The 22,726-nt window shown below is 72.3% G+C and carries 21 protein-coding genes; 4 read left to right on the top strand and 17 right to left on the bottom strand.

Annotated features, from left to right (window positions below; genetic code table 11):
• The gene (gene gltB, locus ACFYYW_RS00105) at nt 1-4,506 is read right to left on the bottom strand and encodes a glutamate synthase large subunit (RefSeq protein WP_387643239.1); all 4,506 of its coding nucleotides are present in this window, start codon (nt 4,504-4,506) and stop codon (nt 1-3) included.
• 313 nt (nt 4,507-4,819) lie between these two features.
• Between gltB and ACFYYW_RS00100 the strand changes: the two genes are divergently transcribed.
• Nucleotides 4,820-6,361 (top strand): bis-aminopropyl spermidine synthase family protein, encoded by a 1,542-nt coding sequence (locus ACFYYW_RS00100; protein ID WP_387643237.1) that lies wholly within the window; start codon nt 4,820-4,822, stop codon nt 6,359-6,361.
• 48 nt (nt 6,362-6,409) lie between these two features.
• Here ACFYYW_RS00100 and ACFYYW_RS00095 read toward each other — a convergent pair whose 3' ends face one another.
• The 7 genes from ACFYYW_RS00095 to ACFYYW_RS00065 form a co-directional block, all read right to left on the bottom strand.
• Nucleotides 6,410-7,000 (bottom strand): hypothetical protein, encoded by a 591-nt coding sequence (locus tag ACFYYW_RS00095; protein ID WP_387643235.1) that lies wholly within the window; start codon nt 6,998-7,000, stop codon nt 6,410-6,412.
• Nucleotides 7,000-8,007, bottom strand: coding sequence for a hypothetical protein (locus ACFYYW_RS00090; protein ID WP_387643233.1), 1,008 nt, complete (start codon nt 8,005-8,007; stop codon nt 7,000-7,002). Before ACFYYW_RS00090 ends, ACFYYW_RS00095 begins: the two co-directional genes overlap by 1 nt.
• Before the next feature lie 953 nt (nt 8,008-8,960).
• The gene (locus ACFYYW_RS00085; protein WP_387643230.1) at nt 8,961-9,665 is read right to left on the bottom strand and encodes a VIT1/CCC1 transporter family protein; all 705 of its coding nucleotides are present in this window, start codon (nt 9,663-9,665) and stop codon (nt 8,961-8,963) included.
• Nucleotides 9,662-10,672 carry a prolipoprotein diacylglyceryl transferase gene (gene lgt, locus ACFYYW_RS00080; RefSeq protein ID WP_387643228.1) on the bottom strand — a complete coding sequence of 337 codons (1,011 nt, stop codon included), beginning with the start codon at nt 10,670-10,672 and terminating at the stop codon, nt 9,662-9,664. The genes ACFYYW_RS00085 and lgt overlap by 4 nt, the downstream gene beginning before the upstream one ends.
• 27 nt (nt 10,673-10,699) lie before the next feature.
• Nucleotides 10,700-11,464, bottom strand: coding sequence for a DsbA family protein (locus ACFYYW_RS00075; protein ID WP_387643226.1), 765 nt, complete (start codon nt 11,462-11,464; stop codon nt 10,700-10,702).
• On the bottom strand, nt 11,436-11,945 hold the full coding sequence (locus ACFYYW_RS00070) for a MauE/DoxX family redox-associated membrane protein (protein WP_352329684.1): 510 nt from the start codon (nt 11,943-11,945) through the stop codon (nt 11,436-11,438). Before ACFYYW_RS00070 ends, ACFYYW_RS00075 begins: the two co-directional genes overlap by 29 nt.
• Before the next feature lie 144 nt (nt 11,946-12,089).
• On the bottom strand, nt 12,090-12,929 hold the full coding sequence (locus tag ACFYYW_RS00065) for a helix-turn-helix transcriptional regulator (protein WP_387643223.1): 840 nt from the start codon (nt 12,927-12,929) through the stop codon (nt 12,090-12,092).
• A 106-nt stretch (nt 12,930-13,035) separates the two neighbouring features.
• On the opposite strand from ACFYYW_RS00065, the gene ACFYYW_RS00060 reads away from it, so the two are divergent.
• On the top strand, nt 13,036-14,763 hold the full coding sequence (locus ACFYYW_RS00060) for a beta-galactosidase family protein (protein WP_387643221.1): 1,728 nt from the start codon (nt 13,036-13,038) through the stop codon (nt 14,761-14,763).
• A gap of 86 nt (nt 14,764-14,849) precedes the next feature.
• Here ACFYYW_RS00060 and trpA read toward each other — a convergent pair whose 3' ends face one another.
• The 9 genes from trpA to ACFYYW_RS00015 all read right to left on the bottom strand — a co-directional run bounded on the left by trpA (nt 14,850) and on the right by ACFYYW_RS00015 (nt 21,275).
• Nucleotides 14,850-15,644 (bottom strand): tryptophan synthase subunit alpha, encoded by a 795-nt coding sequence (trpA, locus tag ACFYYW_RS00055; RefSeq protein WP_387643219.1) that lies wholly within the window; start codon nt 15,642-15,644, stop codon nt 14,850-14,852.
• 85 nt (nt 15,645-15,729) lie between these two features.
• Entirely contained in the window at nt 15,730-16,935 is a 1,206-nt protein-coding gene (gene trpB, locus ACFYYW_RS00050; RefSeq protein ID WP_387645446.1) for a tryptophan synthase subunit beta, read from the bottom strand.
• Nucleotides 16,936-16,973: 38 nt separating this feature from the next.
• On the bottom strand, nt 16,974-17,813 hold the full coding sequence (trpC, locus tag ACFYYW_RS00045; protein ID WP_125630391.1) for an indole-3-glycerol phosphate synthase TrpC: 840 nt from the start codon (nt 17,811-17,813) through the stop codon (nt 16,974-16,976).
• 119 nt (nt 17,814-17,932) lie between these two features.
• A complete protein-coding gene (locus ACFYYW_RS00040) occupies nt 17,933-18,364 on the bottom strand; it encodes a DUF2752 domain-containing protein (protein WP_352331286.1) in 432 nt (143 codons plus the stop codon).
• 20 nt (nt 18,365-18,384) lie between these two features.
• On the bottom strand, nt 18,385-18,957 hold the full coding sequence (locus ACFYYW_RS00035; RefSeq protein WP_364421009.1) for a CD225/dispanin family protein: 573 nt from the start codon (nt 18,955-18,957) through the stop codon (nt 18,385-18,387).
• A gap of 144 nt (nt 18,958-19,101) precedes the next feature.
• Nucleotides 19,102-19,788 (bottom strand): DUF4190 domain-containing protein, encoded by a 687-nt coding sequence (locus ACFYYW_RS00030; RefSeq protein WP_387643216.1) that lies wholly within the window; start codon nt 19,786-19,788, stop codon nt 19,102-19,104.
• 107 nt (nt 19,789-19,895) lie between these two features.
• Nucleotides 19,896-20,546 (bottom strand): TIGR02234 family membrane protein, encoded by a 651-nt coding sequence (locus ACFYYW_RS00025; RefSeq protein ID WP_387643214.1) that lies wholly within the window; start codon nt 20,544-20,546, stop codon nt 19,896-19,898.
• Between the two features lie 10 nt (nt 20,547-20,556).
• The gene (gene hisI / locus ACFYYW_RS00020) at nt 20,557-20,892 is read right to left on the bottom strand and encodes a phosphoribosyl-AMP cyclohydrolase (RefSeq protein ID WP_352326366.1); all 336 of its coding nucleotides are present in this window, start codon (nt 20,890-20,892) and stop codon (nt 20,557-20,559) included.
• Nucleotides 20,893-20,900: 8 nt separating this feature from the next.
• A complete protein-coding gene (locus ACFYYW_RS00015; RefSeq protein WP_352326364.1) occupies nt 20,901-21,275 on the bottom strand; it encodes an STAS domain-containing protein in 375 nt (124 codons plus the stop codon).
• Between the two features lie 141 nt (nt 21,276-21,416).
• On the opposite strand from ACFYYW_RS00015, the gene ACFYYW_RS00010 reads away from it, so the two are divergent.
• Nucleotides 21,417-22,253, top strand: a complete 837-nt coding sequence (locus tag ACFYYW_RS00010; RefSeq protein ID WP_352326362.1) for an MEDS domain-containing protein — start codon at nt 21,417-21,419, stop codon at nt 22,251-22,253.
• A complete protein-coding gene (locus ACFYYW_RS00005; protein ID WP_352326361.1) occupies nt 22,246-22,635 on the top strand; it encodes an ATP-binding protein in 390 nt (129 codons plus the stop codon). Before ACFYYW_RS00010 ends, ACFYYW_RS00005 begins: the two co-directional genes overlap by 8 nt.
• Nucleotides 22,636-22,726 lie beyond the last annotated feature (91 nt).

Genomic DNA, 22,726 nt, shown 5'->3' with positions numbered 1-22,726 from the left:
CTAGCCCTGAACCGCAGCCGCCATGACGGCCTCGTCGATGTCCCTGCCTTCGGCGCGGGCGGCCTCGGCCGCCGCCAGCACCCTCTTGTAGTCGGTCGGCATGATCTTGCCGAACCGGGCGAGCGCGGCGTCCCAGTCGGCCAGCAGCTGCTTGGCCACCGGGGACGCGGTCTCGGCGAAGTGCTTCTCGACCGTCTCCTTCAGGAACTCGGCGTCCTGCTCGGTCAGCGTCTCGATGGCGACCATCTCCCGGTTGACCCGCTCGGGCCGCAGGTCGAGCAGGTACGCCACGCCGCCGGACATGCCGGCCGCGAAGTTGCGCCCGGTCGGCCCGAGCACGACCACCCGGCCGCCGGTCATGTACTCGCACCCGTGGTCGCCCACGCCCTCGACGACCGCCGTCGCGCCGGAGTTGCGCACGCAGAACCGCTCGCCGACCACCCCGCGGACGAACACCTCACCGGACGTGGCGCCGTACAGGGCGACGTTGCCGGCGATGATGTGCCCGTCGAGCGGCGCCTCCTCGTGCGGCCGGACGGTGATCCGCCCGCCCGACAGGCCCTTGCCGAGGTAGTCGTTGGCGTCGCCGGTCAGCCGCAGCGTGATCCCGCGGGGCACGAACGCGCCGAAGGAGTTGCCCGCCGAGCCGGTGAAGCCGATGTCGATGGTGTTCTCGGGCAGGCCCTGGCCGCCGTACCGCTTGGTCACCTGGTAGCCGAGCATGGTGCCGACCGTGCGGTTGACGTTGCGGATGGGCAGCTCCAGCATGACCGGGGTGCCGTCGTCGAGCGCGCCCTCGGCGAGCTGGATCAGGGTGTTGTCCAGGGCGTGCTCCAGGCCGTGGTCCTGCTCGACGGTGCGCCGCCTGGGCGTGCCCGCGGGCAGGTCGGGCTGGTGCAGGATCGGCGACAGGTCGAGCCCGCCGGCCTTCCAGTGGTTCTCGGCGGCCGTCGTGTCGAGCATCTCGACGTGCCCGATCGCCTCGTCGAGCGAGCGGAAGCCCAGCTCGGCCAGGTATTCGCGGATCTCCTGGGCGATGAACTCGAAGAAGTTGACCACGAACTCGGGCTTGCCGCTGAAGCGCTTGCGCAGCTCGGGATTCTGCGTGGCCACGCCCACCGGGCAGGTGTCGAGGTGGCAGACCCGCATCATCACGCAGCCGGAGACGACCAGCGGGGCGGTGGCGAAGCCGTACTCCTCGGCGCCCAGCAGGGCGGCGATGACGACGTCGCGGCCGGTCTTGAGCTGGCCGTCCACCTGCACCACGATGCGGTCGCGCAGGTCGTTCAGCAGCAGCGTCTGCTGGGTCTCGGCCAGGCCGAGCTCCCAGGGCGCGCCCGCGTGCTTGAGCGAGGTCAGCGGCGAGGCGCCGGTGCCGCCGTCGTGGCCGGAGATGAGCACCACGTCGGCGTGCGCCTTGGACACGCCCGCCGCGACCGTGCCGACGCCGACCTCGGCGACCAGCTTCACGTGGACCCTGGCCTCCGGGTTGGAGTTCTTCAGGTCGTGGATGAGCTGGGCCAGGTCCTCGATCGAGTAGATGTCGTGGTGCGGCGGCGGCGAGATGAGGCCGACGCCGGGCGTGGAGTGCCGGGTCTTGGCGATCCACGGGTAGACCTTGTGGCCGGGGAGCTGGCCGCCCTCGCCGGGCTTGGCCCCCTGGGCCATCTTGATCTGCAGGTCGGCCGCGTTGACCAGGTATTCGCTGGTGACGCCGAACCGGCCGGAGGCGACCTGCTTGATCGCCGACCTGCGGGTGGCGTCGTACAGGCGCTCGGGGTCCTCGCCGCCCTCGCCGGTGTTGGACTTGGCGCCGAGCCGGTTCATCGCGATGGCGAGCGTCTCGTGCGCCTCCATCGAGATCGAGCCGTACGACATCGCGCCCGTGGAGAACCGCTTGACGATGCTCTCGACCGGCTCGACCTCGTCGATCGGGACCGGCTGGCCCTTGCGCAGCCTGAACAGGCCGCGCAGGGTCATCAGCCGCTCGGCCTGGGAGTCCACGAGGCTCGTGTACTCCTTGAAGATCTCGTAGCGGCGGGTGCGGGTGGCGTGCTGCAGCTTGAAGACGGTCTCGGGGTTGAACAGGTGCGGCTCGCCCTCGCGCCGCCACTGGTACTCGCCGCCGACCTGGAGCCTGCGGTGGGCGTTCTCCGCCCGCGGGTAGGCGTGGCGGTGGCGCTGGGCGGTCTCCTCGGCCAGCACGTCGAAGCCGACGCCGCCCAGGCGGGACGTCGTGCCGGTGAAGCAGGCGTCGATGACCTCCTGGCTCAGGCCGAGCGCCTCGAAGATCTGCGCGCCGGTGTAGGAGGCCACCGTGGACACGCCCATCTTGGACATGACCTTGATGACGCCCTTGCCGTACGCCTTGATCAGGTTGCGCACCGCCTTGTGCTTGCCGATCTGCAGCACCCCGGTGTCGACCAGGTCCTCGACGGTCTCGATCGCCAGGTACGGGTTGACCGCGCCGGCGCCGTAGCCGATGAGCAGCGCCATGTGGTGGCACTCGCGGGCCTCGCCGGTCTCGATGACCAGCCCGATCTTGGTCCGGGTCTTCTCCTGGATCAGGTGGTGGTGCACCGCGCCGGTGAGCAGCAACGACGGGATCGGGGCGAGCGTGTCGGAGGAGCCGCGGTCGGACAGCACGATGATGCGCGCGCCGTTCGCGATGGCCCTGGACGCCTCGGCCCTGATCTCCTCAAGGCGGCCGAGCAGCGCCTGGCCGCCGCCGGCGACCTCGTACAGGCCGCTGATGACGTGCGGGTGGAAGCCCGGCAGGTCGTGCTCGTCGTTGATGTGGATGATCTTGGCGAGCTCGTCGTTGTCGATCACCGGGTACGGCAGCACGAGCTGGCGGCAGGAGGTCGGGCCCGGGTCGAGCAGGTTGCCCTCGGGGCCGAGCACGCTGGCCAGCGAGGTGACCAGCTCCTCCCGGATGGCGTCCAGCGGCGGGTTGGTGACCTGCGCGAACAGCTGCGTGAAGTAGTCGAACAGCAGCCGCGGCTTCTCGCTCAGCACCGCGACCGGCGTGTCGGTGCCCATCGAGCCGATCGGCTCGGCACCGGACCTGGCCATCGGCGACAGGATGATCCGCAGCTCTTCCTCGGTGTAGCCGAAGGTCTGCTGCCGCTTGACCAGCGCCTCGTGCGTGGGGATCTCCCGCTGCCGCGCGGGCAGCTCCTCGAACCTGACCAGCCCGGCGTGCAGCCACTCCTCGTACGGGTGCGCGGCGGCCAGCTCGGCCTTGATCTCGTCGTCCTCGATGATCTTGCCGCGGGCGGTGTCGATGAGGAACATGCGGCCCGGCTGCAGGCGGCCCTTGCGGACGACGTCCTCGGGCTTGAAGTCCAGCACGCCGGCCTCCGAGGCCAGCACGACCAGCCCGTCGGCGGTCACCCAGAAACGCCCCGGACGCAGCCCGTTGCGGTCGAGCACGGCCCCGGCCAGGGTGCCGTCGGTGAACGTGATCGAGGCCGGGCCGTCCCACGCCTCCATCAGGGAGGAGTGGAACTCGTAGAAGGCGCGGCGCGCCGGATCCATCTCGGTGTGGTTCTCCCACGCCTCGGGGATCATCATCAGCACCGCGTGCGGCAGGCTCCGGCCGCCGATGTGCAGCAGCTCAAGGGCCTCGTCGAAGCTGGCGGTGTCGCTGCCGTCAGGGTCGCAGATCGGGAAGAGCCGCGAGATGTCGCCCGGGATGTGGGCCGATGCCAGCATCGCCTCGCGGGCCCGCATCCAGTTGCGGTTGCCCTTGACCGTGTTGATCTCGCCGTTGTGCGCCACGTACCGGTAGGGGTGGGCCAGCGGCCAGCTCGGGAAGGTGTTGGTGGAGAAGCGCGAGTGCACCAGCGCGATCGCGCTCTCGTAACGCTCGTCGCTCAGGTCGGGGAAGAACGGCTCCACCTGGTCGGGCGTGAGCATCCCCTTGTAGACCACCGTGCGGGCCGACAGCGAGGGGAAGTAGACGTCCGCCTCGTGCTCGGACCGCTTGCGCAGGCAGAAGGCCAGCCGGTCGAGGTCGAGGCCCTGCTCGCCGCCGGGGCTCGACACGAAGAGCTGGGCGAAGTGCGGCATGACGGCGCGGGCGCTCGGGCCCGGCAGGTCGCGGTCGACGGGGACGTCCCGCCAGCCCAGCACCGTGAGGCCCTCCTCGGCCGCGATCTCCTCGATCAGGCCGGTGGCCACGCCCCTGGCCTGCTCGTCGGCCGGCAGGAAGGCGATGCCGGTCGCGTACGCGCCGGCCTCGGGCAGCGCGAACGGCACGCTCGCGCGGTAGAACCCATCGGGGATCTGCGTCAGGATCCCGGCTCCGTCGCCGGTGTCCGGCTCGCTACCCTTGGCTCCCCGGTGATCGAGATTGCACAACGCCGTCAGCGCCTTGACCACGATTGTGTGCCCACGGCGTCCGGCGACGTCGGCAACCATGGCGACACCGCAGGCATCATGCTCGTTGGCGGGGTGGTAGAGGCCCTGAGGCTCGGGGAATCCGAGGTGGGCAGCAGGCATTGAATCCCTCCCGTCGTCTTCGTCTGTCAAGAACTGCTCTACAGGCGGGGACGACGTTGGCCCTGCTGCATATCGTGGGTAGAGATTACCGCACGCTGCCGGAATGGTGCCCGCCACGTCCGCATTGCGAACATTGCGCATGGTTCCAGCATCCGAACTCCCCATCCCAAACCCCGGACCCGGCCATCAGAATTCCCAGGTCACGCCCCTGTTGTCCCATGACCCTCAGGAGCCTCGTAAGCTCCCCGCGGACGAGCCCGGCCCTCCCCGGCGGGCGGCCGGACCCGGCCCCGCCCCTCGATAGGGTTGGCGCATGGATCGTGACGGGGTGGAGCGCCTGCTCGCCGAGGCGGGCGTCGACGGCAGGCGGCTGCGGCACGCCCTCACCCTCCTGTGCGACGGCCAGTGGTGGTCCCTGGCCGGCCTGGTCAGGGAGACCGCCACCTCCAGGCGGACCGTCGAGGCCCTGCTGCGCGAGATGCGCCTGGAGCGCTCGGGCGAGAAGTTCCGGGTGCCGCCCGGCGACACACCCGCCTACCAGGATCTGCTGGCCATGGCGCCGCCGCCCGAAGACCCGGTGGCCCACCTGCTCCCCCACTACCCCGGCGTGCTCGAACGGCTGACGGCGCTGGTCGCGGGCGCGCCGCGGGCCCGTCACGTGCTCGACCACGTCTCGGCCACCCCCGAGACGGCCCTGCGGCGCGCGCTGCTGCTCGGGGCGCGGTTCTGGCTGCCCGGGGCGCGGCTGCTGTGCGTTGGCGACCACGACCTGACCTCGCTGGCCGTCAAGCTGGTCCATCCCGAGACCGACGTCACGGTGGTCGACGTCGACGAGCGCATCCTGGCCTACATCGACGAGCAGGGGCTCGGGGTGCGCACGCGATGGGCCGACCTGCGGCTCGGGCTGCCGGCCTCGGCGCGGGAGCACGACCTGGCGTTCACCGACCCGCCGTACACGCCGGAGGGGATCGGGCTGTTCGCGGCGCGGGCCGTGGAGGGGCTGAAGGACGACGGGCGGGTGCTGGTGGCGTACGGGGCCAGCGAGCGTACGCCGATGCTGGCGTTCAAGGTTCAGCAGGCGTTGTCGGAGCTCAACCTCGCCTACGAGGCGATCTATCCGGATTTCAATCGCTATTTCGGGGCGGAGGCGATCGGCTCGGCGGCCGACCTCTACCTGCTGCGTCCCACGACCAAGACCCGCCCGGCGGTCAACGCCCGGCTGGGCCGTCAGGCCACGGCCATCTACACCCAGGGCCCCCAGTCGGTCGAGTCGGCCCCCGCGGCGGCGCCGGCGCCCGAGCTGGCCGGGTTCGAGGCCGACCTGCTGGTGGGCGAGTGGCCCAAGGAGCTTCCCCAGCCCCGGGTGCGGCTGGCTACCTGGCTGGCCAAACCCTACGCGGCGGCCGTCGAGCGGGTGGCCGTCGCGCTGCCGCCGGGGCTGGAGGCGGCGCTGCCCCGCGTGCTGCTCGCCACCCGCGCCGCGCAGGTGCGCGTGTGGGGGGCCGACCTGCCGCCGCTGCCCGAGGCGCTGTCCGCCGTCTACGAGTTCCGCCGCACGGGCGGGGCGCTCGACGCCGTCCGCCGCCCGCAACCCGCCGGTGCGGCCGAGGCGGCGCTGCGCCGGATCCTCGACAACGGCCACGCCAAACTCGCCAACACCTGGCGGGAGGCCCTCGTCGCGGTGGCCCGCGACCAGGGCACGGCGCTCACCAAGAACGAGGCCCGCACCCTCATCCGCCAGACGGCTCCCTGGTCCGACGACCTGACCGTGCTGGAGGCCCCCCTCCACCGCCTGACCGGCCTGCCCGCCGCCGTCTCCACCACCGTCACCGCCCTCACCGCCACAACCCCCTGACCTCTCGGCGACACACCGGGCGGCAGGCGGCCGGACGAGGGCGGACGGTCAGGTGGCGGCGAGGATGCGGTTCTGGACCACGCGGCCGAGACCGTCGAGGGCGACCAGGGCCGTGACCAGGCCGTCGGCGGAGATCGTGCCGCCCGCCCAGCTCACCGTCACGTAGTGGCCCATGGCACGCGCCTGGGCCCGGCTGCGGGCGGCGTCGAACGCGGCGTCCTGCCGGACGAAGCCGTCCTTGCCCAGGGCCGCCACCAGGGCGTCGGCCGCGCGCCCGTCGGGCAGGTTGAAGATGGCGAACTGCCCGGCCAGCCCGTCGCCCTCGTACGCCGCCGCCAGCACCTGCGTGCACCCGGACGCCGACGCTCCCCACAGGACCTCGTCGCAGTCGTCGTGCTCCTGCGTGGAGACCCGCCGCAGCGCGCCGAGCGTCTGCGTCTCGGCGGTGAAGACCTCCTGCGCGGTCAGCGGCGCGGCGTCGGCCTGACGGGAGTCTACGGCCGCGTAGAAGGCCGAGGTGGGCTCGCCGCGGAAGGCGGCCGGCCGCGGCTCCCCCGGACGCAGCCACAACCACCCGGCCACGGCGACCGCCAGCACCCCCACGGCCGCCCCAGCCACCACGACCGCACGACGGGACATCACGAGGCCGGCCCCGTGATCGCGACGACCCGGCGGTAGACGGACTTCTCGGCGCCGCGCAGCGCCAGGGTGACGGAGACGAAGTCGTCCCGGGCGGTGGGGTCGAGGCCGTCGGTCTTGCCCAGCCAGACGAGGCCGACGTAGTGGCCGAGCGCGTAGCCGCCGCCCTCGGAGTAGCCGCCCGCAGGGAAGGCCGCCTTGGACGAGGTCAACGGCCGTGCCCAGCCGCCCCGGTAGAGCGTCTTCAGGGATTCGACCAGGTCGCCGGCCGACTGGCCGTCCTTGAGGTTGAGCAGCGTGTACTGGCCGACGTAGCGGCCGTCGGAGCTGACGTACAGGCCGCGGGCCGCCTGGAGGCAGTCGGCGTCGGCCACCTTCTCCAGCAGGGCCGTGCCCCACAGGGCGGCCGAGCAGTCGGCGTCGATGCGCTTGGCGGCGAGCTTGAGCGTGAGCTTCTTGGAGACCGCGAGCTCGCTCTGCCCGAACACCTCCTTGTCGGTGAGCTCCCGGCTGTCCTTGGCCCGGTCGGCCAGGGCCGCGAACAGCTTGGGCGAGCTCCAGCCCTGGTAGGACATGGGCATGGCGGCGTCCGGGCCGAGGACGGCGGCGCCGGCCTCCCGCTCGGGGGCGTACTCGCCGAGCGAGCCGACGACCGCCACCAGCCCCGCCGCGCCCGCGACGACGCCGATGACGGTGGCGATGATGACGATCAGCCGCTGCTGCTGCGGACGCAGGCCCCACTCGGTGAGCACCGGGAACTGCCAGTCGGAGCGCGGTGTGCGGCGCCGTTTGCGCGACCCGGAGCCGGTCGGGAACTCGGCGGACTCCCCGGTCCTGCCGGACTCCGCGGACGATCCGGACGCCCCGAACCCGGCGAAACCCTCAGCCGCGTCGTCGTGCCCGCCGTCGTCGGCGGAGGCGCTCCGGCGTCCCGGACGGGACTGCTCGCCGCCGCCGGTGGCCGCGCTGCGGCGGCCCGTACGGGCGGCTTCTGCCAGGTCGTCCATGCTCGCGGCCCAGACGGAGTCGTCGTTGTCCGGCGCCCGCCTCCTGCCGCGAGCCGTCTCCCCACCGTCGGGGGCGCGTCTGCCCCGCGGCGCCTCTCCGCCCTCCTGGGCACGCCTGCCCCGGCCGGTCTCCGCGCCAGCCTGGGCACGTCTGCCCCGCTGGGAACGTCTGCCGCGGGGCGCTTCGGCGTCGTCGGCGGCCGCTGCCGCGCCTGGCGCAGCGGGCTGCGCGACCGAGCCCTGCGAGCCGGCCCCAGCGGGCCACTGCGCGTTCGACCCCTGGGAGGCGGCCGGACCGGCAGGCCACCGCGCGTCGGAACCCTGAGAGCCCGAACGAGCCGCCCACTGCGCGTCGGAACCCTGAGAGCCGGAGCCGGCAGGCCACTGCGCGTCGGAACCCTGAGAACTGGAACCAGCAGGCCACTGCGCGTTCGACCCCTGGGAGGCGGCGGGACCGGCGGGCCACTGTGCGTCGGAGCCCTGAGGGGCGGGGTGGGAGGGCCAGGAAGCGTCGGGGGTCTGGGGGGCGGACGAGCGGGCGGCCCAGCCGGCGTCGGCGGGCTGTTGGGGGCGGGCGGCGCGGCGGGCCGCCCAGAGGTCCTGTCCGCCGTCGCCGCCGGTCGCCGGCTGCTCGGGGGCCGCGGCCTCGGCGGCACGAGCAGCGGAGGCCGCGGCCTCGGCGGCACGAGCAGCGGAGCGGCGACGAGCCCTGCCGGACCCCGCGCCACGCCCGCCACGCGAACCACCGGCTCGCCCGTCGCCGGCCCCGGCAGCAGCACCGGGCGCGCCGGAACGGCCGGAACCGTCATAAGCGCCGGGAACCCCGCTGGAACGGCCGGAACCGTCGTAGGCGCCGGGGGCACCGCCGTACCCGCCGGAAGCGCCGCTGGAGGCGAAGGGGCCGCCCGTGCCCGGGGTGTTGTCGGCGGAGTCGCCGGAGCGTCGTCCCGATCTCACAGTCCTGACGCCCCGATCAGGTTGCCCAGCCCGTACGTGATCCCCGCGGCCACCGCGCCCACCACGAGCTGACGCAACCCCGAGTACCACCAGCTGCGCGCCGTCACGGCGGACACCAGCGCGCCCGCCCCGAACAACGCCGCGCACGACACCACGGCCGACAAGGTAAGCCCCTCGACTCCGAACAGGTACGGCAGGAGCGGCAGCACCGCCCCCACACTGAACGACAGGAACGACGACACCGCCGCCACCTTCGGCGAGGGCAGCGCGCCGGGAACGACACCCAGCTCGTTCTGGGCGTGGACCTCAAGGGCCCGCTCGGGATTGCGGGAGATCTGCCGGGCCACCGCCGCGGCGAGGTCGGGCTCCACCCCCTTGTCCACGAACGACTGAGCCAGCTCGGCCAGCTCGGCCTCCGGGTTGCCGGCGAGCTCCCGCTGCTCCACGGCGATCTCGGCCTGGGCCAGCTCGCGCTGGCTGGCCACGGAGACGTACTCGCCGCCCGCCATGGACAGGGCCCCGGCCGCCAGCCCGGCCACGCCGCTGAGGGCGACGACCCTGGTGCTGGCGGTGCCGCCCGCGACGCCGGCGATGAGCGCGAAGTTCGACACCAGGCCGTCCATCGCGCCGAACACCGAGGGCCGCAACCAGCCCCCGCTGACGTCGCGATGGCGATGGTGGATCTCCGCGCCGCCGGTCATCGCGGGTTCTTCTCCTTCGCCGCGGCATCGTCGTCCGCGTCGGAGGGTTCGGCGGGCTCGGCCGGGCCGTCGCCCTCCTCGCCGTGATCGGCTGGCTCGGCCGGCACGGCGGCCGGCGCGTCGGACGAGCCGGGATCGGCCTGACCGCTCTCGTGCGCCGGATCCACCGCCAGGTCGAGCGGCACGACCCGCTCCTCGGTGTCCTTGTTCCTGGTCAGCCAGAGGTAGACCAGCGCGCCGACGAACAGCACGATGGACGTCCACTGGTTGAGCCGCAGGCCGAGGAAGGTCACCGCGTGGTCGACCCCGCCGACCGGGTCGATGCGCAGGCCCTCGATCCAGAAGCGGCCCAGCGTGTAGCCGGCGACGTAGAGGGCGAACAGCCGCCCGTGCCGCAGCGCGAACCGCTTGCCCGCCAGGATGAGCAGGAAGCCGAGCGCGACGTCCCACAGCGACTCGTACAGGAAGGTCGGGTGGTACAGGACGCCCGGCTCGCCGCCGTGGTCGACGTCGATCTCCAGGCCCCACGGCAACGTGGTCGGGCCGCCGTAGAGCTCCTGGTTGAACCAGTTGCCCCAGCGGCCGATGGCCTGCGCGAAGGCGATGCCCGGCGCGACCGTGTCGGCGACGGCGCTCATGGAGATGCCGCGCTTGCGCACGGCCCACCACACGCCGACGCCGCCGAGCGCGATCGCGCCCCAGATGCCGAGCCCGCCCTCCCAGATGAACAGGGCCTGGTACGGCTTCTTGATCGCACGGCTGCCGAAGTAGGTCTGCCAGTCGGTGATGACGTGGTAGAGCCGGCCGCCGATCAGACCGAAGATCACCGCGGGGACCGCGATGTCGATGATCGTCCCCTTCTGGCCGCCGCGGGCGACCCAGCGCCGCTCGCTCAGCCAGACGGCGACGACGACGCCGAGCACGATGCACAGTGCATAGGCCCGGATCGGGATGATTCCGAGATACCAGACCCCCTGGGAAGGGCTGGGAATCGAGGCTAGGGGCATGTCAGGTGAGGGTAGCGCAGCCTGCGGCTACTTGGCGGCCTTCGTGACCGCATCGCGAAGTTGCTGCGGCGAGAACGCCGCCTCGCCGATGCTGGTGCCGTTGAGCTTCACGGTGGGCGTGCCCTCGATCGACTGCGCCGACATGATCTTCGCACTGTCCGTCAGCACGGCGGGAGCGTGCTTCTGGGACGTGACGCAACTCTCGAAATCGGGCGAGGTGACCCCGGCTTCCTTGCCCCACTCGACGAGCTGGCCGGTCTTGAACCCCTCGACGGTCTCGGCCGGCTGGTTCTTGTAGATCAGGTCGTGGAAGGCCATCCACTGCTTGCCGTCGGCGACGCAGCGGGCGGCCGCCGCGGCGCGCACGGAGTTGCCCTTCGTCGGCTCCCTGGAGAAGATCGTGATCGGATGGAAGACGACCTTGGCCTTGCCCTCGGCGGCCAGGTTCTTGAAGGTCGAGCCGCTGACCCGCTCCAGCTCCTTGCAGACCGGGCACTGGAAGTCCTCGTAGATGTCGACCACCGGCTGCGTCACGCCCGGCTTGGCCATCACGGCGCTGCCGTCGGGCTGCAGGGTGATCGGCGCGAGCTCGGCCCCGGCCTGCTCCGACTTGGAGGAGCTGATCGTGTACCAGGCGCCGAGGCCGACCGCGGCCACCGCGACCACGGCCGCGGTCGTGTAGGTCACCACCTTCTTGCGCTTCTCCTGGGCGCGGGCGGCGGCCTGCTGTTCCCTGATCTTCTCGCGCGCCGACATGTTCTGGTCAGACTTGGTGCGCTGCGCTTTGCTCATCCTCGATCTCCTCTTCGTCACCTGTGTCCTCCTCGGCACCCGCCAGTCCGAGCGCCCCGTCGAGGGCGAACCGTCCCGGCGGGAAGCGGGCCGTCCATGCGCCGAGCAGCACCAGGCCGAAGTCACGCAGGATGTCGAGCAGGTAGGCCGGCTCCTGTCCTGTCTCCAGCTGGCCGCCGCCGCCGAAGCAGCCGCAGTCGATCCGCAGGCCGTGCGCCCAGGCCCAGGCGATGCCGAACACGAAGGCGAACATGAGCAGCGCGGCGACCACCGCTGCCACCCTGGTCAGCAGACCGACGACCAGGAGCACGCCGACGACGATCTCCAGGATCGGCAGGACGTAGCCCACCATCTCGGCGATCGACTCGGGCAGCAACTGGTACGCCTTGACCGCGACCACGGAGTCGGACGGATTGCCGATCTTCAGCGCGCCCGCCGCGATCAGCACGCCCCCCAGGATCAGCCGGGCGACGGTCGTCACCCACAGTATCGCCGATCTGCCGTTGTGTGACGGTTGTGACGCGGCCACGGGTGATCTCCTCTTCCTCTGCGCCGGGAATGCGCACAGTACCGGGACATCATCCGATCACGCTCGGGATAAGCGTCGGCTAAGGCAGAGTCCCGTTCACGAAATGGTAGGAAGTCCACGATACTGCTGCGCCCGGAATTCGCTCGGCGGCAGACCGGCGCGGCGGGTGAACAACCTGGTGAAATAGGCCGGGTCGTCGTAGCCGACGCGCCGGGCCACGGCGGCGACCGGCAGGTCGGTGGTGGCCAGCAGGTCCTTGGCCCGGTTGAGCCTGATGGACAGCACGTAGTCCTTGGGGCTGCACCCGGCCAGCCGGCGCACGGCGCGGCGCAGCTCGGTGAGCGGCATGCCGAGGCGTCTGGCGTGCTCGGCGACCGGCACCGGCAGGCAGGCGTCCCTGGCCAGCCCGGCCAGCACGGGGTCGCCGTAGGGGTCCTCGTCGGCGCGGCCGCGCCTGAGGGCGACCAGGACCTCGTGCACGATGGCCGAGGTCTCCACCTCCAGGTACGGGCCTCCCCTGCGGCACGCCTGGGCAATGCGGCCGATGGCGTGGGCGGCCGGTTCCGCGGTGGTGAGCGGGGTGACCGGGTTGTCCGCGTCCACGAAGCCGAGGTCCTGGTAGGCGGTGGCGGCGGGGCCGGTGAAGTCGACGAACCACTCGTCCCAGCCGGCCTCGTCGGGCGCGTAGTGGTGGCGTACGCCGGGCAGGAGCCAGATGACGGCGGGCGCGACGACGTCGACGACGGGCCCCTCCCCCTGGCGGAACCACCCGCGGCCCGCGGTCACCAGGACGGCCACGTGGTGCTGCAGGGTGCGCGGCCCCACCGTGGGCAGCCGCCCCTCCTGGCGCCCGACGCCGAGGCACACCAGGCCGAGCCCGCGATGGGCGGGCCCGGGGGTCAGGTACTGCATCCACTTGCCGTAGGGCGGGGTCATCCGGTCTCCGCGGGTGAGTCCAACAGGTTGTCTGGGTTTGTCCATGGCCGTTGACCTGCGGTCTTGGCAGGGTTGCGGGGCGCGAAATCCTATCGGAGGAAGAGTTATGGGTGTTTTCTCGGTCGAGAACGGAGTGTTCCGGCTCGACGGCGCGGAGTTCAGGGTGTTGTCGGGCGCCATGCACTACTTCCGGGTGCATCCCGGGCAGTGGCGGCACCGGCTGGCGATGTTGCGGGCGATGGGGCTGAACACCGTCGAGACGTACGTGCCGTGGAACCTGCACGAGCCGCGCAGGGGCGAGTTCCGCCGGCTGGAGGAGCTGGGCGCGTTCCTGGACGCGGCGGCCGAGGAGGGGCTGCTGGCGATCGTGCGGCCGGGCCCGTACATCTGCGCCGAATGGGACAACGGCGGCCTGCCGGCCTGGCTCACCGGCCGGATCAGGACCTGCGACCCCGAGTACCTGGGTCACGTGGACCGCTACTTCGACCGGCTGCTCCCGCAGGTCGTCGAGCGGCAGGTGACCCGCGGCGGCAACGTGATCATGGTCCAGGTGGAGAACGAGTACGGCTCCTACGGCAGCGACCTGACCTACCTGCGCCACCTGGCCGACGGCCTGGCGGCCAGGGGCGTCGAGGTGCCCCTGTTCACCTCCGACGGCCCGGCCGACTGGTACCTGACCGGCGGCACCGTGCCGGGCGTGCTGGCCACGGTGAACTTCGGCTCCGACCCCGACCGGGCCTTCGCCGCGCTGCGCGAGCACCGGCCGGACGACCCGCCGTTCTGCATGGAGTTCTGGTGCGGCTGGTTCGACCACTGGGGCCACGAGCACATGACCAGGGACGCCGGTGACGCGGCCGCCGTCCTGGAGCGCATACTCGAACTCGGCGCGTCGGTGAACCTGTACATGGCGCACGGCGGCACCAACTTCGGCACCTGGGCGGGCGCCAACCAGGCCGGCGAGCGCGCGATGGGCGACTGGCGGCCGACCGTCACCTCCTACGACTACGACGCGCCGATCGACGAGCGCGGGGCGCCCACCGAGAAGTTCTGGCGCTTCCGCGAGGTGTTGTCGCGGTACGCGGGCGAGCCGCCGGCGGTGCCGCCGGTCCCGGCCGTGCTGCCGCCGGCGACGTTGCGGCCGGTGCAGTCGGTGCCGCTGGGCGAGGCGCTGGAGGCGGTGGCGGGGCCGGTGACGAGCGCGCCGGCGCCGCCGTCGTTCGAGGAGCTGGGGCTGGAGCACGGGCTGGTGCTGTACCGGGCGCAGGTGCCGGGGCCGCGCGGCGCGTACCGGCTGCGGCTGCCGGGCCTGCGCGACCGGGCGCACGTGTTCGTGGACGGCCGGCTCGCCGGGGTGTTCGAGCGCGACGCCGAGGAGCCGGAGGTGACGGTGTCCGGCCCCGCCACGGTGGAACTGCTGGTGGAGTCGATGGGACGGACGAACTACGGGCCGCTGACCGGCGAGAGCAAGGGCCTGACCGGCGGCGTCCTGCACCACCAGCAGTACCTGAACGGGTGGAGCGCGCGGCCGATCCCGCTGGCGGACGTCTCCGCGGTGCCGTTCGCCGACGGCCCGGAAGCCGGGCCCAGGTCGTTCTTCCGGTTCGTCCTGGAGGTGGACGAGCCCGCCGACACGTTCCTCGCGCTGCCCGGCTGGGGCAAGGGGTACGTCTGGGTGAACGGCTTCTGCCTGGGCCGCTACTGGGAGCGCGGCCCGCAGCGCACCCTCTACGTCCCGGCCCCGCTGCTGCGCGCCGGGACGAACGAGATCGTCGTCCTGGAGCTCGACCAGGTGGGCCCGGCCCTGGAACTGCGCACCGAACCCGACCTGGGCTGACCCCGGCGGCGGCACGACATGACGAAAGGCGCGCCCCCACTGGGGGACGCGCCTTTCGCGACGGACTGGGACGGCCCGGCGAGGGCTCAGCGACGCACGCCGCGGGCCATGTCGCCGGCCAGCGCCATGATCGACTCGCGCCCGGCGGCCTCGTCGGGCGCGTCGAGGATGCGGCGGATGAACGCCGACCCCACGATCACGCCGTCGGCGTAGCGGGCCACCTCGGCCGCCTGCGCGGCCGTGCCGACGCCCAGGCCCACGCAGACGGGCAGGTCGGTGTGCGCGCGGGTGCGCTTGACCAGGCCCTCGGCCGCCGAGTTCACGCTCTCCCTGGCGCCTGTGACGCCCATCAGCGAGGCGGCGTAGACGAAGCCGGTGCAGCAGTCGACCACGGCCTTGATGCGCTCCTCCGTGGAGCTGGGCGCCACCAGGAACACCGTGTCGATGCCCGCCTCGGCCGAGGCGGTGCGCCACGGCTCGGACTCCTCCGGCGTCAGGTCGGGCGTGATCGTGCCCACGCCGCCCGCGTTGGCCAGGTCACGGGCGAACCGGTCGGCGCCGTAGCGGTCGATCGGGTTCCAGTACGTCATGACGAGCGTGGCGGCCCCCGTGGCGGCGACCCCCTCGACGGTGCGCATCACGTCGGCGATGCGGGTGCCGTTGACCAGCGAGCGGTGCACCGCGTCCTGGATCGTCGGCCCGTCCATGAGCGGGTCGGAGTAGGGCAGGCCGATCTCGATGACGTCGCAGCCCGCCTCGACCAAGGCCGCGGCGGCGGCGATCGCGCCGTCCTTGGACGGGAAGCCGGCAGGCAGGTAGCCGACGAGCGCGGCCCGGTTGTCCGCCTTCGCCTTGGCGAAAACCGTCTGAAGAGTCGTCATGTCTGTCCGTTTCGAAGGTCGAGTCCCACCATGATGCCCTGCCGCAGGCCGTCTCCCGGTCACCCGCGCCGCGCTGCCGGGGGCGTCAGAGGTTGAAGTACTTCATGGCGGTGCCCATGTCCTTGTCGCCGCGCCCGGACAGGTTGACCAGGATCGTCGAGTCGGGGCCGAGCTCGCGGCCCAGCTTCAGCGCGCCCGCCAGCGCGTGGGAGGACTCGATGGCCGGGATGATGCCCTCGGTCCTGGCCAGCAGCGAGAACGCCGCCATGGCCTCGTCGTCGGTGACGCCGTGGTAGGTGGCGCGGCCGGAGTCCTTCAGCCAGGCGTGCTCGGGGCCGACGCCCGGGTAGTCGAGGCCGGCCGAGATCGAGTGGGACTCGATCGTCTGGCCCTCGTCGTCCTGGAGCACGTACGTGCGTGAGCCGTGCAGCACGCCCACCGAGCCGGCGGTGAGGGTGAGCGCGTGCTCGCCGCTCTCCAGGCCGTGGCCGGCCGCCTCGTAGCCGTGCAGGGCCACGCCCTCGTCGCCGATGAAGGCGTGGAAGATGCCGATGGCGTTGCTGCCGCCGCCGACCGCCGCGCACACCGCGTCGGGCAGCCCGCCGGTCAGCTCCTGCATCTGGCGGCGGGCCTCGACGCCGATGATGCGGGCGAAGTCGCGCACGATCTCGGGGAACGGGTGGGGCCCGGCGACGGTGCCGAACAGGTAGTGGGTGGTGTCGACGTTGGTCACCCAGTCGCGGAACGCCTCGTTGATGGCGTCCTTCAGCGTCTTGGAGCCGTTGTGGACGGGCACCACGGTCGCGCCGAGCAGCTTCATCCGGGCCACGTTGAGCGCCTGGCGCTCGCAGTCGACCGCGCCCATGTAGATGACGCACTCCAGGCCGAGCAGGGCGGCCGCGGTGGCCGTGGCCACGCCGTGCTGGCCGGCGCCGGTCTCGGCGATCACCCGCTTCTTGCCCAGGCGCCTGGTCAGCAGCGCCTGGCCGAGCACGTTGTTGATCTTGTGGGCGCCGGTGTGGGTGAGGTCCTCCCGCTTGAGCACGATGCGCGCGCCGCCGGCCTCCTGGCTGAAGCGCCGCACGTCGGTCAGCGTGGTCGGCCGGCCGGCGTAGGTGCGCAGCAGGTGGTCGAACTCGCGCAGGAACTCGGGGTCGGTCTTGGCCTTGTCGTAGACGGCGGCCACCTCGTCGAGCGCGGGGATGAGCGCCTCGGGCACGTAGCGGCCGCCGAAGATGCCGAACTTGCCGTGCAGGTCGGGGTCGTTGCCGTACGCGGCGCCGCCGGCCAGGTCGGCGGCGCTGAGGATGGAGCCTTCGTTAGCCACTGCTATCCCTCTGCTGAGTGGTCGGGGCGCGTCGACGGGTGAGCGCCGGCGGTCACCAACGCCTCCACGGCCTTGCGCGGATCCTTGCCGGTGACCAGGCTCTCCCCCACCAGGACGGCGTCGGCGCCACCCCTGGCGTAGGCGAGCAGGTCGTGCGGCCCGCGCACGCCCGACTCGGCGATCTTGATCACATTATCCGGGATCTTCGGCGCCAGCTTCGCGAAGACGTCGCGGTCGACCTCAAGAGTCTTCAAATTACGCGCGTTGACCCCGATGACCCGCGCCCCGGCGGCGACCGCCCGCTCCAGCTCCTCCTCGGTGTGCACCTCGACCAGCGGGGTGAGCCCGATGGACTCGGCCCGCTCGATCAGCGACACCAGCGCCTCCTGCTCCAGGCAGACGACCATCAGCAGCGCCAGGTCGGCGCCGTGGGCCCTGGCCTCCCAGAGCTGGTAGGAGGTGAGGATGAAATCTTTACGCAGGATGGGGATGTCGACGCGGGCGCGGACGGCCGCCAGGTCCTCCAGGCTGCCCCCGAACTTGCGCCGCTCGGTCAGCACGCTGATCACGTGGGCGCCGCCGGCCTCGTAGTCGGCCGCGAGCGCGGCGGGGTCGGCGATGGCGGCGAGCGCGCCCTTGGACGGGCTCGACCGCTTGACCTCGGCGATCACCGAGATCCTGTCACCCCCGAGTGCGGCCATCGCGTCTCTCGGCCCCTGGGCCCGCTCGGCTCGCCGCTTGAGCTCGTCGATCGACACGGCCTGCTGACGTGCGGCGAGATCGGCGCGCACCCCTTCGAGGATGTCGTCGAGGACACTCGGTCCTTCCGTCCGCTCACTCACGCGCTTGAGGTCCCTCCGGTTGACAGTGGGGGTGGCAGAGAGTTCGCCTCGCGTCCGCTCTCGGCCTTGTCCTGCGATGGTATCGGCCCCACCGGGGTCACCTCGCCACAGGGCCCGTACTACGGCGCGAGGAACGCCCCGAAGGGGAGGTTTCGGACGACCCAGTAGACCATCACGACCGCGAGGAAGGCCCACAGCCACGCCGGATGGGCCAAAGTGGTGCGCCGCGGCCTGCCCTGCCACGCCCGTACGACCCACCGGCCCCACCAGAACAGCAGGAACGGGATCATGGCGACGGCCAGCGGGTTGAGCCCCAGGGCAGCCACCGGGTCGAGGTGGGCCAGCGCGTGGATGGTGCGCAAGGTGCCGCAGCCCGGGCAGTAGAGGCCGGTGACCCACAGGAACGGGCAGGTCGGGTAGTGGCCGGGCTGGTTGGGGTCGACCACGCCGACCACGCCGAACACGGCTCCCGCCGCGGCCGCAACACCGAGCGGCGCGAGCAGGCCCTTCAGCCGCCCCGTCCCCCGCCGCCCGGTTGTTGCGATGTCCATGCTGTCAGTATCCCCGTCCGTCAGTACGAGCCGTAGCTGCTCGTCGAGGCGGCGAGCAGGATGAACACCACCACGTAGAAGATGATGAGCAGGACGATGGCGATGATGCCGAAGATCAGGCTGCGCTTCCACCAGGTCTTGGCCTCCTCGGCGGCCTGCATGGCGCCCTGGACGTCGCCGACCTGCCACTTGGAGTTGACCTGCGACGACTTCACGATGGCCACGATGCCGAGGGGCAGGCAGCAGAACAGGGTGGTGAGGATCGCCGGGACCAGCTGGTTGTCCGGCGGGGTGCCGCCGCCGCCGGGGCCGTAACCGCCACCGGGGTAGCCACCGGGCGGCTGCCCGTAACCGCCGCCGGGGGGCGGGCCGTAGCCGCCACCGCTCGGGGGCTGCTGCCCGTAACCGCCACCGGGGGGCTGCTCACCATAGCCGCCGCCACTCGGGGGCTGCTGGCCGTAGCCGCCGCCGTAACCACCGCCGCTGGGCGGCTGCTGGCCGTAGCCGCCACCACCGCTCGGCGGCTGCTGCCCGTAACCGCCGCCGGGCGGCTGGGCGCCGTAACCGCCGTCGCCCTGGTTTCCGTAACTCATGCTCGTGACTCCTCATGTCGTCAGCGTGAAGCGAGTTGCGCGCGGCAGCCTAGCGATAAAGCATCCCCTACGTGGACTAACGCCCACGTTGCGGACAATTCGTAATCACACCGCAAGCGGGGCGTCACGCTGCGCCCCGCCCGTTCACGAGTAGTCGCTGACGGAGGCCGCCGAGCCGATGCCGATCAGGGTCAGCCAGAACCCGCCGAACAGGATCCAGAAGAGCACGAACAGCACGACCATGATGTAGGAGGTCACCAGGCCGCCCATCGCCATGCCCTGGCCCTCCTCCCCCGTGCGCTTGATGCGGTTGAGCGCGATGTGGCCGAGGATGACGCCGACGATGCTGGTCGCGCCGCAGGTGACCAGGCCGACGATGCCCAGGATGAGCGAGGCCACCGCCATGCCGTTGGTGGAGCGGGGCTGCTGCGGGGCGCCGTACTGGCCGTAGCCCTGCTGCCCGTAGCCCTGCTGCCCGTAGCCCTGCTGGCCGTAGGCCTGCTGGCCGTAGCCCGGCTGGGCGTAGCCGCCGCTCGGGGGCTGCGGCTGCTGGCCGTAGCCGAGGGGCTCTTGGGGATAGCTCGGCGGCTGCTGGTTGTAGCCGTAACCGCCGCCGCTGGGCGGCTGCTGGCCGTATCCGCCGCCGCTCTGCGGCTGCTGGCCGTAGCCCCCGCCGTTCTGGGGCTGCTGGCCGTAGCCGCCGCTCTGGGGCTGGTGGCCGTAACCCGGGCCCTGGCCGTAGCCGCCGCCGGTGGGCGGCTGCTGGCCGTAGCCGCCACCGGGGGGCTGCCCGCCGTGGCCCCCGCTGCCGCCCTGGTCCCCGTAGCTCATGAGCTGGCTCCTCTTGTCTTCTGACGAGTTGCACCGGCAGCTTATTGAGAAAACGTTTGCCGAGCAGACAGAGGTTCAGAACCGTGGAGATTTCGTAACTACCGCCCTCAACGGGGTTCCGGGGACTCCGTCGGGTCGTCGCCGCGGTCGAGCGCGTCCCACAACTCGCGGTCCTCACGGCCCCTGCGGGCCGTGGTCGCGACCGCGCCCGCCCGCTCACTCGCCCGCTCGCCCGTCGCGTCAGCCGCTCTGTCGTAACGCGACGACATGCCCGCCCACCTGCCGCCGCGCACCGCGGCCAGCACGCCGCCGGCCAGGAGCAGGAACGCGCCGAGCCCGGCCACCACCGGCCAGCCGGGCACGGGCTCCCAGGGCAGGCCGGCCACCGCGCGGACCGCGTTGTGCTCGCGCAGCCAGCCGGTCACGGTGGCCGAGGCCAGCCCCGCCCACGTGCCCGCCGCCGCGCCCGCGCCGCAGAGCGCCACCAGCGCGCCGACGACCCGGCGTCCGGCGCCCTTGGTCGCCAGGACGGCCACCACGCCCGCCAGCCCGGCCAGCCCCAGCGGCGAGAGCACGGGGCTCAGGTCGCCGCCGGTCGGCGCGACCGCGTCGGCGGCCTGCGCGCCGAGCACCCGCACCCAGACCTGACCGGCCGCCAGCAGCACCAGGCAGCTGCCCAGGACGGTCAGCGCCAGCCACGCCCACAACTCGCGCCGCCCGTTCCCGGAGCCCTTGCCGGAACCCTCGCCAGACGTCATGCCGGAGCCGCTAACCGAGCAGACCGGCGTCGAAGCAGGTGCGGTCGCCCGTGTGGCAGGCGGCGCCGACCTGGTCGACCTTGACCAGGATGGTGTCGCCGTCGCAGTCGAGGGCCACGCTCTTGACGTGCTGGACGTGCCCGGAGGTGTCGCCCTTGACCCACAGCCGGTCGCGGCTGCGCGACCAGTAGGTGGCCCGGCCGGTGGTGAGCGTGAGATGCAGCGCCTCGTCGTTCATCCAGGCCATCATGAGCACTTCGCCGGTGTCGTGCTGCTGGGCGATGGCGGGCACGAGGCCGTCCGCGTTGCGCTTCAGCCGTGCGGCGATCTCGGGGTCGAGGGACATGGTGCCATTCAACCAGCCCTGCCCCGTGCTCCCGCCTCCGGCTGGGCCAGCGCCTGCGACAAGGTGTCATGGATCGGGAACAGGGCCGCCAGGTTCGTCCTGCGCAGCCGCCGCAGCACCTGGCCGTCCGAGGCCACCAGCGCCATCGTGCCGTCCCTGTCGCGCAACGCGGCGAGCTGGCGCACCAGGACCCCGAGCCCCGTGGTGTCGATGAAGGTCAGCCCGGTCAGGTCGACCACCAGCCGCGTGCCGTCGGCCGCCACCGCCTCGTCCAGGCACCTCCTGACCCGGGCGACGTTGTCCACGTCGACCTCGCCCGTGAGGGCGACCACCACGATGTCCCCGTGCCTGCTGTGCGTCGTCTCCAGAACGTTCACGCCCATGCCTTTCATGACCCTTCCTGGGCGGCCCCGCCGAAAACGTACACCGGCGGAACGGGTGACGGTGTGTTTTGCCGAGAACGCGTTACGTGATCGCGGGCATCACGGTAATTTCTAGGCGACGCGTGCTAGGGAGGACACATCGTGGTGCACGTCGCGGGCTCGGTCCTCGACCCCGATCTGGGGGACCACGTCTGCCTGCCGTTCGAGGGCGAGCGGGAGCGCATGACGACGACCAGGCAGTTCACACTCAACGGGCTGCGCCGCCGGACCAAGGTGGTGATCATCACCCATGCGGAGACCCCCGAGCGCACCCGGGGCCGGCTGGCGCCGCTCGTCCCGGGCTTCGACGACGCCGAGGCGGCCGGGCAGGTGGAGATCCTGTCCTGCGCCGACACGCACTTCACCGACGGCCGCCTCGACCCCGACCGCCTGCTGCACGCCCTGGCCGACGCCCACCACCGGGCGCGCCGGCACGGCCAGCACGGCGTCTACGCCCTGATCGACGCCTCCTGGGGAGCGCGCGACGCGCAGGCCCAGGCGGCGTTCGAGGCCACCGCCAACGAGCTGTTCGGCGAGCGCTGGCTGGCCGCGGTGTGCCAGTACGACCGCGAGCTGTTCCCCCTCGACGCCATCGAGCGGGCCACCGCGGTGCACCCCATCGCGCCCGAGCAGGCCCTGCTGCGCTTCGCCAGCACCTCCTCGCCGCCGGGGCTGCGGGTGTGGGGCGACGTCGACCTCACCAACCGGCCGGCGTTCGGCTCGGTGTTGTCGCCGCTGGAGAAGGAGCCGGGCCAGGTCGTGATCGACGCCTCCCACCTCGACTTCATCGACGCCGGCTCGGCCCGGCTGCTGACCGTCACGGCCGCGGCCAGGCCGTACGGCTCGACCGTGGTCGTCTGCGCCGAGCGGGTGGCCCGGGTGCTCCGGCTGGTCAGGGCCGACACGCACGTCGTCGTCCGCCGGGTGGGCGATGGGTAGGCAGGTGCTCCGGGCGACCTTCGCGCGCGGGCGCATCACGTTCCTGCGCAGGGCCGTGGCCGAGCAGGCCGCCTACGAGGGGCTGAGCGGCCGGCGGCTGGAGGACTTCGTGCTGGCGGTCAACGAGGTCACCACCAACGCGGTCCTGCACGGCGGCGGCCAGGGGCGGCTGCGGTTGTGGTCGGGCGAGGGACGGCTGTGGTGCGAGGTCACCGACCAGGGCCCGGGGCTGCCGCCCGGCTGGATGGGCGAGGCGCGCCCGCCCGCGGGGCTGGAGTTCCGCGGGCGGGGGCTGTGGCTGACCCGGATGTTGTGCGACCACATCACGATCGTGTCCGGTCCCGCGGGCACGAGCGTGACGTTCGCCGCCGCCCTCGACTAGTGAGTTGATTATGAGGATGAGGGTCACCACTTGAGGTGTATTTCGTCCCTGATTCGGGGAGCTGTGGTGACGCTGACCGGCCGGTGAGGTC

It is taken from the genome of Nonomuraea sp. NPDC001831, assembly GCF_042892035.1.
Lineage (GTDB): Bacteria > Actinomycetota > Actinomycetes > Streptosporangiales > Streptosporangiaceae > Nonomuraea.
Note: the sequence above shows the minus strand (reverse complement) of the source record. Positions and strands in the feature narration are given on the sequence as shown.